The sequence below is a fragment of the Streptomyces sp. R-74717 genome, assembly GCF_047305335.1.
GTDB classification, from domain to species: domain Bacteria; phylum Actinomycetota; class Actinomycetes; order Streptomycetales; family Streptomycetaceae; genus Streptomyces; species Streptomyces atratus.
The window spans coordinates 4,659,334-4,673,933 of sequence record NZ_CP102361.1; the positions used below are offsets into that span (position 1 = coordinate 4,659,334).

Annotated in this window: 13 protein-coding genes; 12 read left to right on the plus strand and 1 reads right to left on the minus strand. The window is 69.9% G+C overall.

Annotation, left to right across the window (positions count from 1 at the left end; translation table 11 throughout):
• Positions 1 to 39: 39 nt before the first annotated feature.
• A complete protein-coding gene (locus tag NRF20_RS21285; protein ID WP_413753094.1) occupies positions 40 to 1,875 on the minus strand; it encodes a bifunctional metallophosphatase/5'-nucleotidase in 1,836 nt (611 codons plus the stop codon).
• Positions 1,876 to 2,090: 215 nt separating this feature from the next.
• Here NRF20_RS21285 and NRF20_RS21290 point away from each other — a divergent pair, with 215 nt between their 5' ends.
• The 12 genes from NRF20_RS21290 (at position 2,091) to pstB (ending at position 14,525) form a co-directional block, all read left to right on the plus strand.
• Positions 2,091 to 2,852, plus strand: coding sequence for a transcriptional regulator (locus tag NRF20_RS21290; RefSeq protein ID WP_398630040.1), 762 nt, complete (start codon positions 2,091 to 2,093; stop codon positions 2,850 to 2,852).
• On the plus strand, positions 2,842 to 3,765 hold the full coding sequence (mshD, locus tag NRF20_RS21295) for a mycothiol synthase (protein WP_398630039.1): 924 nt from the start codon (positions 2,842 to 2,844) through the stop codon (positions 3,763 to 3,765). The genes NRF20_RS21290 and mshD overlap by 11 nt, the downstream gene beginning before the upstream one ends.
• A gap of 90 nt (positions 3,766 to 3,855) precedes the next feature.
• Positions 3,856 to 4,266, plus strand: a complete 411-nt coding sequence (locus NRF20_RS21300) for a GntR family transcriptional regulator (protein WP_093899758.1) — start codon at positions 3,856 to 3,858, stop codon at positions 4,264 to 4,266.
• On the plus strand, positions 4,263 to 5,159 hold the full coding sequence (locus NRF20_RS21305) for an ABC transporter ATP-binding protein (protein ID WP_398630038.1): 897 nt from the start codon (positions 4,263 to 4,265) through the stop codon (positions 5,157 to 5,159). Before NRF20_RS21300 ends, NRF20_RS21305 begins: the two co-directional genes overlap by 4 nt.
• Entirely contained in the window at positions 5,156 to 6,154 is a 999-nt protein-coding gene (locus tag NRF20_RS21310) for an ABC transporter permease (protein ID WP_413753095.1), read from the plus strand. Before NRF20_RS21305 ends, NRF20_RS21310 begins: the two co-directional genes overlap by 4 nt.
• Before the next feature lie 275 nt (positions 6,155 to 6,429).
• Positions 6,430 to 8,685: an RNA degradosome polyphosphate kinase gene (locus NRF20_RS21315; protein WP_398630036.1), complete on the plus strand. Its 2,256-nt coding sequence runs from the start codon at positions 6,430 to 6,432 to the stop codon at positions 8,683 to 8,685.
• Entirely contained in the window at positions 8,672 to 9,670 is a 999-nt protein-coding gene (locus NRF20_RS21320) for a CHAD domain-containing protein (protein ID WP_398630035.1), read from the plus strand. Before NRF20_RS21315 ends, NRF20_RS21320 begins: the two co-directional genes overlap by 14 nt.
• 11 nt (positions 9,671 to 9,681) lie before the next feature.
• Positions 9,682 to 10,080: an NUDIX hydrolase gene (locus NRF20_RS21325; RefSeq protein ID WP_266359393.1), complete on the plus strand. Its 399-nt coding sequence runs from the start codon at positions 9,682 to 9,684 to the stop codon at positions 10,078 to 10,080.
• A 241-nt stretch (positions 10,081 to 10,321) separates the two neighbouring features.
• Positions 10,322 to 11,458, plus strand: a complete 1,137-nt coding sequence (pstS, locus tag NRF20_RS21330; RefSeq protein WP_398630033.1) for a phosphate ABC transporter substrate-binding protein PstS — start codon at positions 10,322 to 10,324, stop codon at positions 11,456 to 11,458.
• Positions 11,459 to 11,642: 184 nt separating this feature from the next.
• Positions 11,643 to 12,638, plus strand: a complete 996-nt coding sequence (pstC, locus tag NRF20_RS21335) for a phosphate ABC transporter permease subunit PstC (RefSeq protein ID WP_398630032.1) — start codon at positions 11,643 to 11,645, stop codon at positions 12,636 to 12,638.
• The gene (pstA, locus tag NRF20_RS21340) at positions 12,635 to 13,720 is read left to right on the plus strand and encodes a phosphate ABC transporter permease PstA (protein WP_398630031.1); all 1,086 of its coding nucleotides are present in this window, start codon (positions 12,635 to 12,637) and stop codon (positions 13,718 to 13,720) included. Before pstC ends, pstA begins: the two co-directional genes overlap by 4 nt.
• A gap of 28 nt (positions 13,721 to 13,748) precedes the next feature.
• Positions 13,749 to 14,525, plus strand: a complete 777-nt coding sequence (gene pstB, locus NRF20_RS21345; protein WP_093899726.1) for a phosphate ABC transporter ATP-binding protein PstB — start codon at positions 13,749 to 13,751, stop codon at positions 14,523 to 14,525.
• Positions 14,526 to 14,600 lie beyond the last annotated feature (75 nt).

Below are 14,600 nucleotides of genomic sequence, written 5' to 3' on the forward strand. Positions count from 1 at the left end.
GCCCGCCGGCCCACCGCCCCTCTCACCCGCGTACGGGAGTTACTGGATGACCGTGATCCGGTCCGTCACCGGCGGGGCCAGCGGCGCGGCGGCCGTGGAGTGGGCCGCCAGGTAGGCGTTGAACAGGTCCAGGTCGGACGCGCCGACCAGCTTGTCGGTGCCCTGGCCGAGCGCCGCGAAGCCGTCGCCGCCGCCCGCCAGGAACTCGTTCATCGCGACGCGGTAGGTCTTCGCCGGGTCGATCGCCGCGCCGTTCAGCTTGATGGTGTCGGTGACCACGCGGGCCGCACCCGTCTTCGTCATGTCCAGGGTGTACGTGAGGCCCTTGGACACCTGAAGGATCTTCGGGCCGGCCTCGTTGGAGCCGCTGACCTGCTGCTGGAGCGCCTCGACCAGCTGGGCGCCGGTCAGGTCGACGACGTTCATCATGTTGGTGAAGGGCTGCACGGTGAACGACTCCCCGTACGTCACCACCCCGTCGGACTTGCCGTCGGCCGACGCGTACACCAGGTCCCCCCGGATGCCGCCCGGGTTCATGAGGGCGACGACCGCCCCGCCCTTGTCCGCCGGGGCCAGGCCCTCCAGCTGGGCGTCGGCGATCATGTCACCGAGCGGCTTCTCAAGGGCCTTGGAGCCGCGGCCGACGATGTCGGCGGTGATGTAGCCCTGCGGCTTGTTCGCGATGGGCGCCGCGAGGGCGTTCCAGCGGGCGATCAGGGTCTCCATGTCGGAGGCCCTGCGCTGGTCCCGGCTGACGATGTGGTTCGCCGACTTCGGGTTCGAGGCACCGGCCGACTCCACCGACGTACGGACGATGTCCTTGGTGCGGCGGTCGTAGGTGAGGGTCGTGTCCGTGTAGACCTTGCCGAACGACGACGCCGAGGTGACCAGGCGCGGGTTGCCCGCCGGGTCCGGGATCGTGCACACGTACGCCTGGTGGGTGTGGCCGGTGACCAGGGCGTCGACCTTGGGCGTGATGCCCTTGGCGATGTCGGTGATCGGCCCGGAGATGCCGTCACCGGCGCCGGAGCTGTCGCAGTCGTAGTTGTACGAGCTGGAGGCCGGGGCCCCGCCCTCGTGGATCAGCGCGACGATGGACTTGACGCCCTGCCGGTCCAGCTCCTTGGCGTACTTGTTGATCGTCTCGATCTCGTCGTGGAACTTCAGGCCCTTGACGCCGTTGGCCGTGACCACGTTCGGCGTGCCCTCCAGGGTCACCCCGATGAAGCCGATCCTGACGCCGTTCTTCTTCCACACCGTGTACGGCTTGAGGATCGGTTTGCCGGACTTCTCGTTCGTCACATTGGCGGCGAGGTAGGGGAAGTCGGCACCCTCGAACTTCTTGTCCTTCTCGTAGCACCCCTCGACCGGGTGGCAGCCGCCGTTCTGGAGGCGGGCCAGCTCGGTGGCGCCCTCGTCGAACTCGTGGTTGCCGACGCTCGTCACATCGAGGTCGATCTTGTTGAGCGCCTCGATGGTCGGCTCGTCGTGGAAGAGGCCGGACAGCAGCGGGCTCGCGCCCACCATGTCACCACCGGCCGCGGTGATCGAGTACGGGTGGCCCTTGCGCGCGGTACGCAGCGAGGTCGCGAGGTACTCGACGCCACCGGCCGGAATCTCCTTGGCCGAGCCGTCGGGCTGCGTCTCGAAGACCTTGCCCGCCTTGCCGTCCGGCGGCTCCAGGTTCCCGTGCAGGTCGTTGAAGGACAGCAGCTGTACGTCGACGGTACGGGCCGGCTTGTGGTGGCCGTGCCCATGGCCGCGGTCCTGGGCGCCGGCCGGCATCGCGGCGACGAGCGCGCCGACGGTGGCGAGCCCGGCCGCGGCGGCGAGCACCCGCCGGGACGCACGGTTCTTCTGCGGTGTCGCTGACATCGGTCCCCTTGTGAGTTCAGCGGGAGGTCTGAGAGTGGTGGCGAGTCTGGAGACTTCGTGCCGCAGCCTAGGGTCAACGCGCGTAGCGCGACAGATGTTCGGGGTTACGAACTGGTTGCCATGCGGTCGGTATCGGGACCAACTTCCGTGCATCGTCCACATGACGTACATATCCGCGCAGAAACGTCACCGGCCGCGCACGCCCGAGCCGGACGATGCTGCTCCGCCTGTCCGCCGCCCTGGACGTCCCCCTGCGTGAGCGCAACACCCTGCTCCTGGCCGCCGACTACGCCCCGGCGTACCGGGAGAGCAGCCTCGACGACGGATACATGGCGTCCGTCCGTTCCGCGCTCGACACCATGCTCACGGCGCACGAGCCGTATCCCGCCGTGGTGATCGACCGCTGCTGGAACGTTCTGACCGGCAACCGGGCCATGTCCGTGCTCATGGACGGCACACCGCCTCATCTGCTGGAGCCGCGGCCGAACGTGTTCCGGCTGGTTCTGCATCCTGACGGGCTGGCCTCGCGGCTGTGCAATCTCGGCGAGGTCCGAGACCTCTTCCTCGAACGACTACTCCGCCAGGTCAACGCCACCGGTGACGCGGAACTACGCGCGCTGCACGAGGAGGTGCGCCGGTATCCCGTCCCCGCGGACCAGGACGGGGCCGATACCGGGCCCGACGTCCCGGCAACGGGGCCGAGCCCGATCCAGGTTCCGCTGAGAATCCGCACCCCGCAGGGCGAACTGTCGATGTTCAGCACCATGGCGACCTTCGGAGCCCCGGCCGACGTGACGCTGTCGGAACTGGCGATCGAGCTGTTCTACCCCTTCGACGAGTTCACCGAGAAAGCCCTCCGCGGGCTGACCGGGGTACCCGGCCCGGATCCGGCGATCCAGGCCCGTTCGACAACCGGCGTTCCCGCAACCCCGCCCGTCGCCCCCTCATCCCCGTACGCTCGTACACATGACGACTGACGTACCTCTCCCCGCCCCCGGACGTGAGATCCAGACGCTCGACGTACTCTCCCCCGAGCAGGCCGGAGCCGTGTCCGACCTGCTCGCCGAGGCGGCCCGGTCCGACGGCAGGCAGGCCGTGTCCGAGCAGGGGCGGCTGCAGCTGCGGGGCGGCCGGCGTGAGGGAGTGCGGCATCTGCTGCTCACCAGTGGGCCGACCCTGGTCGGGTATGCGCAGCTGGAGGACACCGACCTCGTCGAGGCGCCGGCCGCCGAGCTGGTCGTACATCCGGCGTACCGCGGGCAGGGGCACGGGCGGGCGCTGGGTGCGGCGCTGCTCGCCGTGACCGGGAAGCGGCTGCGGGTGTGGGCGCACGGCGGGAAGTCCGCGGCCCGGCATCTCTCGCAGGTCCTCGGCCTCTCCCTCTTCCGCGAACTGCGTCAGCTGCGGCGCCCGCTGAGCCCGCTGGACATCGCGGAGCCGGTGCTGCCGCCCGGCGTCACCGTCCGCACCTTCGTGCCCGGCGAGGACGACGCCGCCTGGCTCGCGGTGAACCGCGCCGCCTTCGCCCACCACCCCGAACAGGGTTCGCTGACCCAGCGCGACCTGGACGACCGCAAGGCGGAGCCCTGGTTCGACCCGAAGGGCTTCTTCCTGGCCGAGCGCGACGGCGAGCTGATCGGCTTCCACTGGACGAAGGTGCACGCCGATGACCACCTCGGCGAGGTGTACGTCGTCGGCATCCGGCCCGACGCGCAGGGCGGCGGACTCGGCAAGGCGCTCACCGCGATCGGGCTGCGCCACCTGGCCGCCGAGGGGCTGCCGACCGCGATGCTCTACGTCGACGCGGACAACAAGGCGGCCCTGACCGTCTACGAGCGGATGGGCTTCGAGACGCACGAGGTGGACCTGATGTACCGCACGGAGTCCTGAACGGCCACAACTCGCCCGGGGGCGGCGTCGCTTGACGTCGCCCCTTCTTTACGCCACTCTTCCACTACTTAATTAGTGAAAGGGGTGAACATGGCAGAGTCCGCAGCGGTCGAGTACCGCATCGACCGGCGCAGCGGCGTCGCCACGTACCTCCAGATCGTCCAGCAGACCAAACAGGCCCTTCGTCTCGGCCTGCTGGAGCCCGGCGACCGGCTGCCCACCGCACGCGAGGTCGTCGAGGCAACCGCCATCAACCCGAACACCGTGCTCAAGGCCTACCGGGAGCTGGAACGCGAGGGCCTCGTCGAGGCCCGGCGCGGGCTCGGCACCTTCGTCACGCGGACCCTCGGCGGCGCTGCGGCCGCCGACGATGCGCCGCTGCGCGCCGAGCTCGCCGACTGGGCCCGCCGGGCCCGCGCGGCCGGACTGGAGAAGGACGACGTGAGCGCGCTCTTCACCGCCGTACTGGACAAGACTTTCAAGGGGGATCAGGCCGGATGACAGGCGCTGCGATCGAGGCCGTCGGCCTCGGCATGAAGTACCGGAGCAGGGGCGGGGGCTGGGCGCTGCGCGACTGTTCGTTCCGGCTGCCCACCGGGCGCGTGTGCGCCCTCGTCGGCCCCAACGGTGCGGGCAAGTCCACCCTTCTCGCCCTCGCGGCGGGCTTCCTGCGGCCCGCGGAGGGCACGGTACGGGTGCTGGGCGGGGCGCCCGGGGAGGCAAGGGCCCGGGTGGCCTTCGTGGCCCAGGACAAGCCGCTGTACCCGCAGTTGACGGTCGCCGCGACGCTCTGGGCGGGCGCCGAGCTGAACCCCGCCACCTGGGACCGTGACACCGCCGAGCGCATCGCCGGGGAGCTCCCGCGCGACGCCGGGGTCCGCAGCCTCTCCGGCGGCCAGCGCACCCGGCTCGCACTGGCCCTCGCCCTCGGCAAGCGGCCCGAACTGCTCCTGCTGGACGAACCGATGGCCGACCTCGACCCCCTCGCCCGCCACCAGCTGATGGGCGCGCTGATGGCCGAGGCCGCCGAGCACTCCACCACCATCGTGATGTCCTCGCACATCCTCACCGAGCTGGAGGGCGCCTGCGACTACCTCCTGCTCATCGACGGCGGCCGGGTCCGCCTCGGCGGCGAGACGGATGATCTCCTCGCCGCGCACACCCTGCTCACCGGTCCGGTGCGGGACACCGCCCCGCACACCGTCGTCGAGTCCCGCACGGCGGGGCGTCTGCAGACGGCGCTGGTACGGAGGCAGGGCCCCGTGGACGCCACCGTCTGGGAGGCCGCGGAGCCTTCGCTGGAGGAACTGCTGCTGGCACATCTGCGGTCGCCGCAGGCGCCTGTTCTGCTGACGCCGAGCGCCGAGGCCGGCAAGGAGGTGGCCGCCGCATGAGCGCCATCGGTCTGCGTGCGCCCGTCGCACCCGCCGCCGGGCTGCGGGGCCCCATCCGCGTCCTTCTCCGCCAGCACCGCCGTTCCCTGTGGGCGGCCGGCGCACTCCTGGTGCTGGGCATCGCCATCGTGGTCGGGCTCCGCATCTGGGTCGCGGTCGCGAGCTCGGACGAGCTCTGCGCCGACGGCGACATCACCCGCTGCGGCGACGACACCTACCAGCCCACCTACGCCCGCGCCGCCGCCGAGGCGTATCTGTCAGAGGGCGGGACCGTCGTCCTGCTGCTCGCCGCGCTCATCGGCGTCTTCGTCGCCGGACCGCTGATCGCCCGCGAGCTGGAGAACGGTACGTTCCGCCTCGCCTGGGCCCAGTCGGTCTCCCCGGCCCAGTGGCTGGCGGCCCGGCTCGCCCTGCCCGCGGCTCTGGTGACCGCCGGGATGACCATTCTGGTCCTTGTCTACCGGTGGGGCTGGTCGGGCATGCGGAGCAACCCGTCCGCCTCGGAACTGGGCTGGTACGAGAGCGGTGTCCAACCCGCCCCCGGCCCGACCGCCGTCGCCTACGCCCTGCTGGCCCTGGCCGTGGGCGCCCTGTGCGCCGTGGCCGTACGCCGCACCGTCCTGTCCATGAGCCTCACAGCCCTCGTCCTGGGCACGGTCATGCTGGGGTTCGGCGAGCGCCGCTACGAGCTCTGGCCGACCACCCGCTTCCTCGGCGACAACTGGCCGGGCGGTGACGCCTGGCACATCGAGTCGGGCATGCTCACCGCCTCCGGCAAGGAGATCTACTGGAAGGACTGCTTCAGGGCCGGCACGACGATCCCTGAGGACCCCACGAGCTGCCTGCGCGACCAGGGCGGCATCACGTACTTCGCCGACTACCACCCCGCCTCGCATTTCTGGCCCATCCAGCTCGTCGAGACCGGCATCCTGCTCGCCCTGGCCGCGCTCGCCGTCGCCCTCGCCTTCCGGGTGCTGCGCCGCCGCCACGGCTGAGGCCGCTTTCACGCATCGTGTCCGGGCCCTCAGGGGCCCGGACACTGCTTATATGACCAATCCGCTCACGGCACACCGCTTCCTGCACGTCATGTCGCCGTTACCAGCCATTCAGAAGGGCTTGCGACCCTCTCAGGATGCAGCCAGCCGTGCCGACCCCCCGCAACGGGAGAAATCCTGGCGAAGACCGTGCGAACCACACGAACCGTGGGTTTCCCGCGATCTCCGCACCCTCCGGCGCGCCCTCGGAGCCCCCGACGCGGAAGAATAGGGCCATGAGCCAGCAGCCCAGCTCCGAGGTCCCGGTCCAGCCCACCGTGCAGCCGTCGGTCGGCTCGCTCGCCGCGCACCGGCCGCACGCCGTCGCCACGTCGGCGTCCAACGGCGCCGTACTGTCGACCCGGGCCGACCTCGATCCCGACATCGACGCCGACGTCGACGCGTACGAACCCGACGTCGACGGCAGCGAACTGCCCCACGGCCGTTTCCTGGACCGGGAACGCAGCTGGCTCGCGTTCAACGAACGGGTGCTCGAACTGGCCGAGGACCCGGCGACGCCTCTCCTCGAGCGGGCCAATTTCCTCGCCATCTTCGCCTCCAACCTGGACGAGTTCTTCATGGTCCGGGTGGCCGGACTGAAGCGCCGTATCGCCACCGGTGTCGCCACCCGCTCCGCCTCCGGACTCCAGCCCCGCGAGGTCCTCGACCTGATCTGGACCCGCTCGCGCGAACTCATGGCCCGGCACGCCGCCTGCTACCAGCAGGACGTCGCCCCCGCCCTGTCCGACGAGGGCATCCAACTGATCCGCTGGCCCGAGCTGACCGAGAAGGAACAGGCCCGCCTGTTCACCTTCTTCCGGCAGCGCGTCTTCCCCGTGCTGACCCCCCTCGCCGTCGACCCGGCGCATCCCTTCCCGTACATCTCGGGTCTCTCGCTCAACCTCGCCGTCGTCGTACGCAACCCGGTCAGCGGCCACCGCCACTTCGCCCGGGTCAAGGTGCCGCCACTGCTGACCCGCTTCCTGGAGGCGTCGCCACAGCGATACGTACCCATAGAGGACGTCATCGCCGCCCACCTCGAAGAACTTTTCCCGGGCATGGAGGTCCTCGCCCACCACATGTTCCGGGTCACCAGGAACGAGGACCTGGAGGTCGAGGAGGACGACGCCGAGAACCTCCTCAAGGCCCTGGAGAAGGAGCTCATGCGGCGCCGCTTCGGCCCGCCGGTCCGCCTGGAGGTCGAGGAGTCCATCGACCCGTACGTGCTGGACCTGCTGGTACGCGAGCTGAAAGTGTCCGACGCCGAGGTCTACCCGCTGCCCGGACCGCTCGACCTCACCGGGCTCTTCGGCATAGCGTCCCTGGACCGGCCCGAGCTGAAGTTCCCCAAGTTCATCGCGGGCACCCACCGCGATCTCGCCGAGGTCGAATCCGCCTCCGCGCCCGACATCTTCGCCGCCCTGCGCGAGCGCGACGTACTCCTGCACCACCCGTACGACTCGTTCTCCACCTCCGTCCAGGCGTTTCTGGAACAGGCCGCGAGCGACCCCGACGTCCTGGCCATCAAGCAGACCCTGTACCGGACTTCGGGCGAATCGCCGATCGTGGAAGCGCTCATCGACGCCGCCGAGTCCGGCAAGCAGGTTCTCGTACTCGTCGAGATCAAGGCCCGCTTCGACGAGCAGGCCAACATCAAGTGGGCGCGCAAGCTGGAGGAGTCCGGCTGCCATGTCGTCTACGGGCTCGTCGGCCTCAAGACCCACTGCAAGCTCTCGCTCGTCGTCCGCCAGGAAGGCGACACACTGCGCCGCTACGCCCACGTCGGCACCGGCAACTACCACCCCAAGACCGCCAGGCTGTACGAGGACCTCGGCCTGCTGACCGCCGACCCGCAGGTCGGCGCGGACCTCTCCGACCTCTTCAACCGGCTCTCCGGCTACTCCCGCCGCGAGACCTACCGCCGCCTCCTGGTCGCCCCGAGGTCTCTGCGCGACGGGCTGATCGCCCGTATAAACAAGGAGATCACGCACCAGCGGGCCGGACACAGCGCCTACGTCCGCATCAAGGTCAACTCGATGGTCGACGAGGCGATCATCGACGCCTGCTACCGGGCCGCGATGGCGGGCGTACCGGTGGACATCTGGGTACGCGGCATCTGCGCGATCCGCCCCGGCGTCCCCGGCCTCTCCGAGAACATCCGGGTCCGCTCAATACTGGGCCGCTTCCTCGAACACTCCCGGATCTTCTCGTTCGGCAACGGCGGCGAACCCGAAGTGTGGTTCGGCAGCGCCGACATGATGCACCGCAACCTCGACCGCCGGATCGAAGCACTGGTCCGGGTCACCGACCCCGCCCACCGCGCCGCACTCAGCCGGCTCCTGGAGACCGGCATGGCCGACACCACCTCTTCCTGGCACCTCGGTTCCGACGGGAACTGGACCCGGCACGCCACGGACGCGGACGGCCAACCGCTGCGGCACGTACAGGAAATGCTCATTGACGCCCGGAGGCGCCGGCGTGCGACGCCATGACCACCAGACGACGCAGGCGGACCTTACGGCAGGGGCGGTGCTCGCGCCCTACCTGCAGGAACAGGCCGCCGAATTCCTGCGCAGCCTGCGCCTGCACCGCGAGAACAGCGCCCCCACGGACGCCAGAACCCACGCCGCCGAGGAGGCCGCCGGTGCCCTGCGCCGCTCGTCCCGCCGGATCGGCGGCACGCTGCACACCTTCCGGGCGGCGCTGGACACGGCCTGGGCCGAGCAGCTGCGCACCGAACTGGCCTGGCTGTCGGGCACCCTGGCCCGGGAGCACGCCTACGCGACCCGGCTGAACCGGCTCCTCGAAGCTCTCCACGCCCTGTCCGGCACCTCACTGCCCACCGCCCGCACCGGGTCCGGTTCCGATGCCGCCGGTGACAAGGAGCGCGCCGCCCTCGGCGTCGGCGCGGCCCGCGCCGGGGCGCTGCTCGAACGGCAGCTGACCCTCGCCCGGACCCGCGCCCACTCCGCGGCGCTCCAGGCGCTCGGCTCCTCCCGCTTCCATGCGGTGGCCGACGCCGTCGCGCTGCTCGCCTCCGAGGTGCCGCTCGCCGCGGCGGCCACGGCTCCGGCCGAGGAGATGCTGCACGGGCCCGCCGACCGGGCCGAACAGCAGCTGCTCGGTGCGGTGGCCGCGCTCCCCTCCGACGGGGCGGTCGAGCCGTACAACGAGGCGCAGGACGCGCCCTGGCACCGGACCCGGCTGCAGCTGCGCCTGCACCGGTACGCCCACGAGGTGGTACGGGGCGCCCCCGACCCGGTCCTGGTCGCGCCGGGGCGCGCGCTCGATCTGCACCGGGATGCGGCGGAGGCCGCCGCCGCCGCGGCATCGGCGGCCCGCACGCCCCGGATCGCGCCCGCGACCGCGTACGCGCTGGGGGTGCTCCACGCCGATCAGCGGCACGAGGTGGAGGCGGCGCGCAGTGTGTTCCGGGAGTGCTGGCCGTACGCGACCGCGGCGGTGACCGCACCGTGAGGAGCGGGCCTGTGCTCGCCGCGGGGTGCGTGCTGTGGCGCCGGTCGGAGCGCTCCGGCGAGCTGGAGATCTGCCTGGTCCACAGACCTCGTTACGACGACTGGTCGCATCCGAAGGGCAAGCTGAAGCACGGCGAGTCCGCGCTGGACGGCGCCCGGCGCGAGGTCCTGGAGGAGACGGGCCACCACTGCGCACCGGGTGCCCCGCTGCCCACGGTCCGGTACGCCGTGAACGGGCGTCCCAAGGAGGTTGCCTACTGGGCGGCCGAGGCGACCGGTGGCGCCTTCGTACCGAACGCAGAGGTCGACCGGGTGAGCTGGCTCTCCCCGGCGGCGGCCCGTACCCGTCTCACCCGGCCGCACGACCGGGATGTGCTGGACGCCTTGCTCGCCGGCCTGCCGAGCACCTGACCGGGACGGGGATCGAGCCCGTCCGGCATCGAGGACGTAACCCTCGCCCCGGACGGGGCCCCAGAACCGCACCGTACGACACGGTTCACCTCCCGTTCACTCTCCCCCGTAAACGGCTTCACCTGTTCTGCCTAACTTCGGCAGTGCACGGTGCGCGGCGCAACGCCAAAGCACCCACCACATCGCACGCCGTCGTAGAACGAAAAAGACCTCGGCGGCTCCTGGAAGGAACACCCGAAAAGTGAAGCTTCAGCGCAAGAACCGGCTTCGTGCCACCGCGCTCGGTGCCCTCGCCGTCTCCGGCGCCCTGGCCCTCACGGCGTGCGGTTCGGACAACAACAGCGACGGGTCCACCGGCGGCAACGGCGGCAAGACGAGCGCCGCGTCGAACATCAAGTGCGACGACGCCAAGGGTCAGCTGCTCGCCTCCGGCTCCAGCGCGCAGAAGAACGCCATGGACCTCTGGGTCAAGAACTACATGGCCGGCTGCTCGGGCGTCGAGGTCAACTACAAGTCGTCCTCCTCCGGTGAAGGCATCGTCGCCTTCAACCAGGGCACGGTCGGCTTCGCCGGTTCCGACTCGGCGCTGAAGCCCGAAGAGGTCGCCGCGTCGAAGAAGATCTGCAAGGGCGGCCAGGGCATCAACCTCCCGATGGTCGGCGGCCCGATCGCCATCGGCTACCACCTGGAAGGCGTCGACAGCCTCACGCTGGACGCCCCCACCCTCGCCAAGATCTTCGACGGCAAGATCAAGAAGTGGAACGACCCCGCGATCGCCAAGCTCAACAGCGGCGCGAAGCTCCCGGACAAGGCCATCCAGCCCTTCCACCGCTCCGAGGACTCCGGCACCACGCAGAACCTCGGCAAGTACCTGGGCGCAGCCGCCCCGAGCGACTGGAAGTACGAGGCCGAGAAGAAGTGGCCGGCCCCCGGTGGCCAGGCCGCGTCCGGCTCCTCCGGTGTCGCCGCCCAGGTGAAGCAGGTCGACGGCGCGATCGGCTACTTCGAGCTCAGCTACGCCACCTCGCAGTCGATCTCCACCGTCGACATCAACACCGGTGGCTCCACCCCGGTCAAGGCGACCCCGGAGAACGCCTCCAAGGCCATCGCCGCCGCCAAGATCAAGGGCACCGGCAAGGACCTGGCGCTCGACCTCGACTACACCACCAAGGCCGAGGGTGCGTACCCGATCGTCCTGGTGACGTACGAGGTCGTCTGCGACAAGGGCAACAAGGCCGAGACCCTGCCCACGGTCAAGTCCTTCCTGAACTACACCGCCGGTGACGAGGGCCAGAAGCTCCTCACCGACGCCGGTTACGCGCCGATCCCGACCGAGATCAACGCGAAGGTCCGCGAGACCATCGCCTCCCTCTCGTAACCGAGGCACGCAGCCGGGGCACGCAGCCCGAAGCCACGCAAGCACCACCCAGCAACACCCGTAGCAACGTCAGCAACACCTGGCGGGCCGGTCCGGTGCACCCCTCCGGACCGGCCCGCCACCACCCATCCGGTGCACCGCCGCCAGGGGAGCCCACCGCTCCCCCACACAGACCGGAAAGACCATGGCTTCCACCACACCGATAGACACGCCGCCGGCACCGCCGGTGGCGCGCAAGAGCGCCAGGCCCAAGACCGGGCGCGCGGGCGACAAGATCTTCCTGGGCCTCTCAAGGGGCTCGGGCATTCTGCTGCTCGTGATCATGGCGTCGATCGCCGTGTTTCTCACTTACCGCGCCGCGCTCGCCGTGTCCAAGGACGAAGGCAACTTCTTCACCACCTTCGACTGGAACCCGGCCGGCGACCCCCCGGTCTTCGGCATCGCGGTCCTCCTCTTCGGCACGATCGTCAGCTCGATCATCGCGATGGCCATCGCCGTCCCGGTCGCTGTCGGTATCGCCCTGTTCATCTCGCACTACGCGCCGCGCAAGCTGGCCGCGCCCCTCGCGTACGTCGTCGACCTGCTCGCCGCAGTGCCGAGCATCGTGTACGGCATCTGGGGGGCCCTCTTCCTGGTCCCGTACCTGGAGGGCCTGAACCTCTGGCTCGACCAGTTCTTCGGCTGGACCTACCTCTTCGAGAAGACCGAGGTCGGCGTCGCCCGCTCGCTCTTCACCGTCGGCATCCTGCTCGCGATCATGATCCTGCCGATCGTGACCAGCGTCAGCCGCGAAGTCTTCCTCCAGGTCCCGAAGATGAACGAGGAAGCCGCCCTCGCCCTCGGCGCCACCCGCTGGGAAGTCATCCGCCTCTCGGTGCTCCCCTTCGGCCGCTCCGGCGTGATCTCCGCCTCGATGCTGGGCCTGGGCCGTGCGCTCGGCGAGACGATGGCCGTCGCCACGGTCCTGTCGCCGAGCTTCGTCATCTCCGGACATCTGCTCAATCCGGGTGGCGGAACCTTCGCCCAGAACATCGCCGCGAAGTTCGACGAAGCCGACGAGCTCGGGCGCGACGCCCTGATCGCCTCCGGCCTCGTGCTCTTCATCCTCACCCTGCTGGTCAACGGCGCGGCCCGGCTGATCATCGCCCGCCGCAAGGAATACTCGGGGGCCAACGCATGAGCCAGGCAGCCAACACCGGCATCCAGGAACGCCCCACCCCGATGGCGCCCACACGCAAGACCAGCCTCAGCAGCCGGGCCCTGCCCCGCTGGGCCCCCCTCGCCTTCGCGGCCGTCGCGATCGCACTGGGCGTGGGCATCGGCGCGGCGGCGGGCTGGCGCAGCCACACCCAGTGGGGACTGTTCTCCGCCCTGCTCTTCGTCGTCATCTCGTACGTCACGACGACGGTCGTCGAGAACCAGCGCCAGGCCAAGGACCGCCTCGCCACCAGCGTCGTCTGGGTGTGCTTCCTCCTTGCCGTCGTCCCGCTGTTCTCGCTGATCTGGACGACGGTCAGCCGCGGCGCCAAGGTCCTCGACGGTTACTTCCTGACCCACTCCATGGCCGGTGTCCCCGGCATCGAGGCGGGCGGCGGCGTCTACCACGCGCTGATCGGCACCCTGGAGCAGGTCGGCATCGCCACCCTGATCTCCGCCCCGATCGGCCTGCTGACCGCCGTCTACCTGGTGGAGTACGGCAAGGGCGCGCTCGCCAAGGCCGTCACGTTCTTCGTCGACGTGATGACGGGTATCCCGTCCATCGTCGCCGGTCTCTTCATCCTGTCGATCATGCTGATGGCGGAACTCCAGCCATCCGGCCTGATGGGTTCGCTGGCCCTGTCGATCCTGATGCTCCCGGTCGTGGTCCGCTCCACCGAGGAGATGCTCAAGCTCGTCCCGAACGAGCTCCGCGAGGCATCGCTCGCCCTCGGCATCCCGAAGTGGCGCACCATCCTGAAGGTGGTCATCCCCACCGCGATCGGCGGCATCACCACCGGTGTGATGCTCGCGATCGCCCGGATCGCCGGCGAGACCGCGCCGATCATGCTGCTGGTCTTCGGCAGCCAGCTGATCAACCCCAACCCCTTCCAAGGTGCACAGTCCTCGCTCCCGTTCTACATCTGGGAGCAGTACAAGATCGGCAGCGAGCCGTCGTACGACCGTGCCTGGGCCGCCGCCCTGGTCCTGATCGCCTTCGTCATGATCCTCAACCTGGTGGCCCGCGGCATCGCCCGCTGGAAGGCCCCGAAGACCGGCCGCTGACCGCGGCACGAAAGAAGCAGTGATTCAGATGGCCAAGCGCATCGACGTCAGCGGCCTGTCCGCCTACTACGGCTCCCACCTCGCCATCGAGGACATCTCGATGACCGTGGAGCCCCGCTCCGTGACCGCCTTCATCGGCCCGTCCGGCTGCGGCAAGTCCACTTTCCTGCGCACCCTGAACCGTATGCACGAGGTCACCCCCGGTGGCCGCGTCGAGGGCAAGGTGCTGCTGGACGACGAGAATCTGTACGGGGCGAACGTCGACCCGGTCACCGTGCGCCGCACGGTCGGCATGGTCTTCCAGCGCCCGAACCCGTTCCCGACCATGTCGATCTTCGACAATGTCGCGGCCGGCCTCAAGCTGAACGGCTCGTACAAGAAGAACCAACTGTCGGACATCGTCGAGAAGTCCCTGCGCGGCGCCAACCTCTGGAACGAGGTCAAGGACCGGCTGAACAAGCCCGGCTCCGGTCTCTCCGGCGGCCAGCAGCAGCGCCTGTGCATCGCCCGCGCGATCGCGGTCGAGCCGGAGGTACTGCTGATGGACGAGCCGTGCTCCGCGCTGGACCCGATCTCCACCCTCGCCATCGAGGACCTGATCGGCGAGCTGAAGGAGCGCTTCACGATCGTCATCGTGACGCACAACATGCAGCAGGCGGCCCGTGTCTCGGACCGCACGGCGTTCTTCAACCTCGCGGCGGTCGGCAAGCCCGGCAAGCTCGTGGAGATCGACGAGACGGAACGCATCTTCTCCAACCCGTCCGTTCAGGCAACCGAGGACTACATCTCGGGACGCTTCGGATAGTCACCCGGCAACGGGGGCTGACGTGGGCCGGGGGCGTGGGTGGTTACGCCCGGTGGTGGGTTTCCACCGGCGAAC

Bases quoted from the DNA above. Each gene is read 5' to 3' on its own strand.
- NRF20_RS21285 (WP_413753094.1), bottom strand. From the start codon at position 1,875: ATGTCAGCGACACCGCAGAAGAACCGTGCGTCCCGGCGGGTGCTCGCC.
- NRF20_RS21290 (WP_398630040.1), top strand. From the start codon at position 2,091: ATGCTGCTCCGCCTGTCCGCCGCCCTGGACGTCCCCCTGCGTGAGCGC.
- mshD (WP_398630039.1), top strand. From the start codon at position 2,842: ATGACGACTGACGTACCTCTCCCCGCCCCCGGACGTGAGATCCAGACG.
- NRF20_RS21300 (WP_093899758.1), top strand. From the start codon at position 3,856: ATGGCAGAGTCCGCAGCGGTCGAGTACCGCATCGACCGGCGCAGCGGC.
- NRF20_RS21305 (WP_398630038.1), top strand. From the start codon at position 4,263: ATGACAGGCGCTGCGATCGAGGCCGTCGGCCTCGGCATGAAGTACCGG.
- NRF20_RS21310 (WP_413753095.1), top strand. From the start codon at position 5,156: ATGAGCGCCATCGGTCTGCGTGCGCCCGTCGCACCCGCCGCCGGGCTG.
- NRF20_RS21315 (WP_398630036.1), top strand. From the start codon at position 6,430: ATGAGCCAGCAGCCCAGCTCCGAGGTCCCGGTCCAGCCCACCGTGCAG.
- pstC (WP_398630032.1), top strand. From the start codon at position 11,643: ATGGCTTCCACCACACCGATAGACACGCCGCCGGCACCGCCGGTGGCG.
- pstA (WP_398630031.1), top strand. From the start codon at position 12,635: ATGAGCCAGGCAGCCAACACCGGCATCCAGGAACGCCCCACCCCGATG.
- pstB (WP_093899726.1), top strand. From the start codon at position 13,749: ATGGCCAAGCGCATCGACGTCAGCGGCCTGTCCGCCTACTACGGCTCC.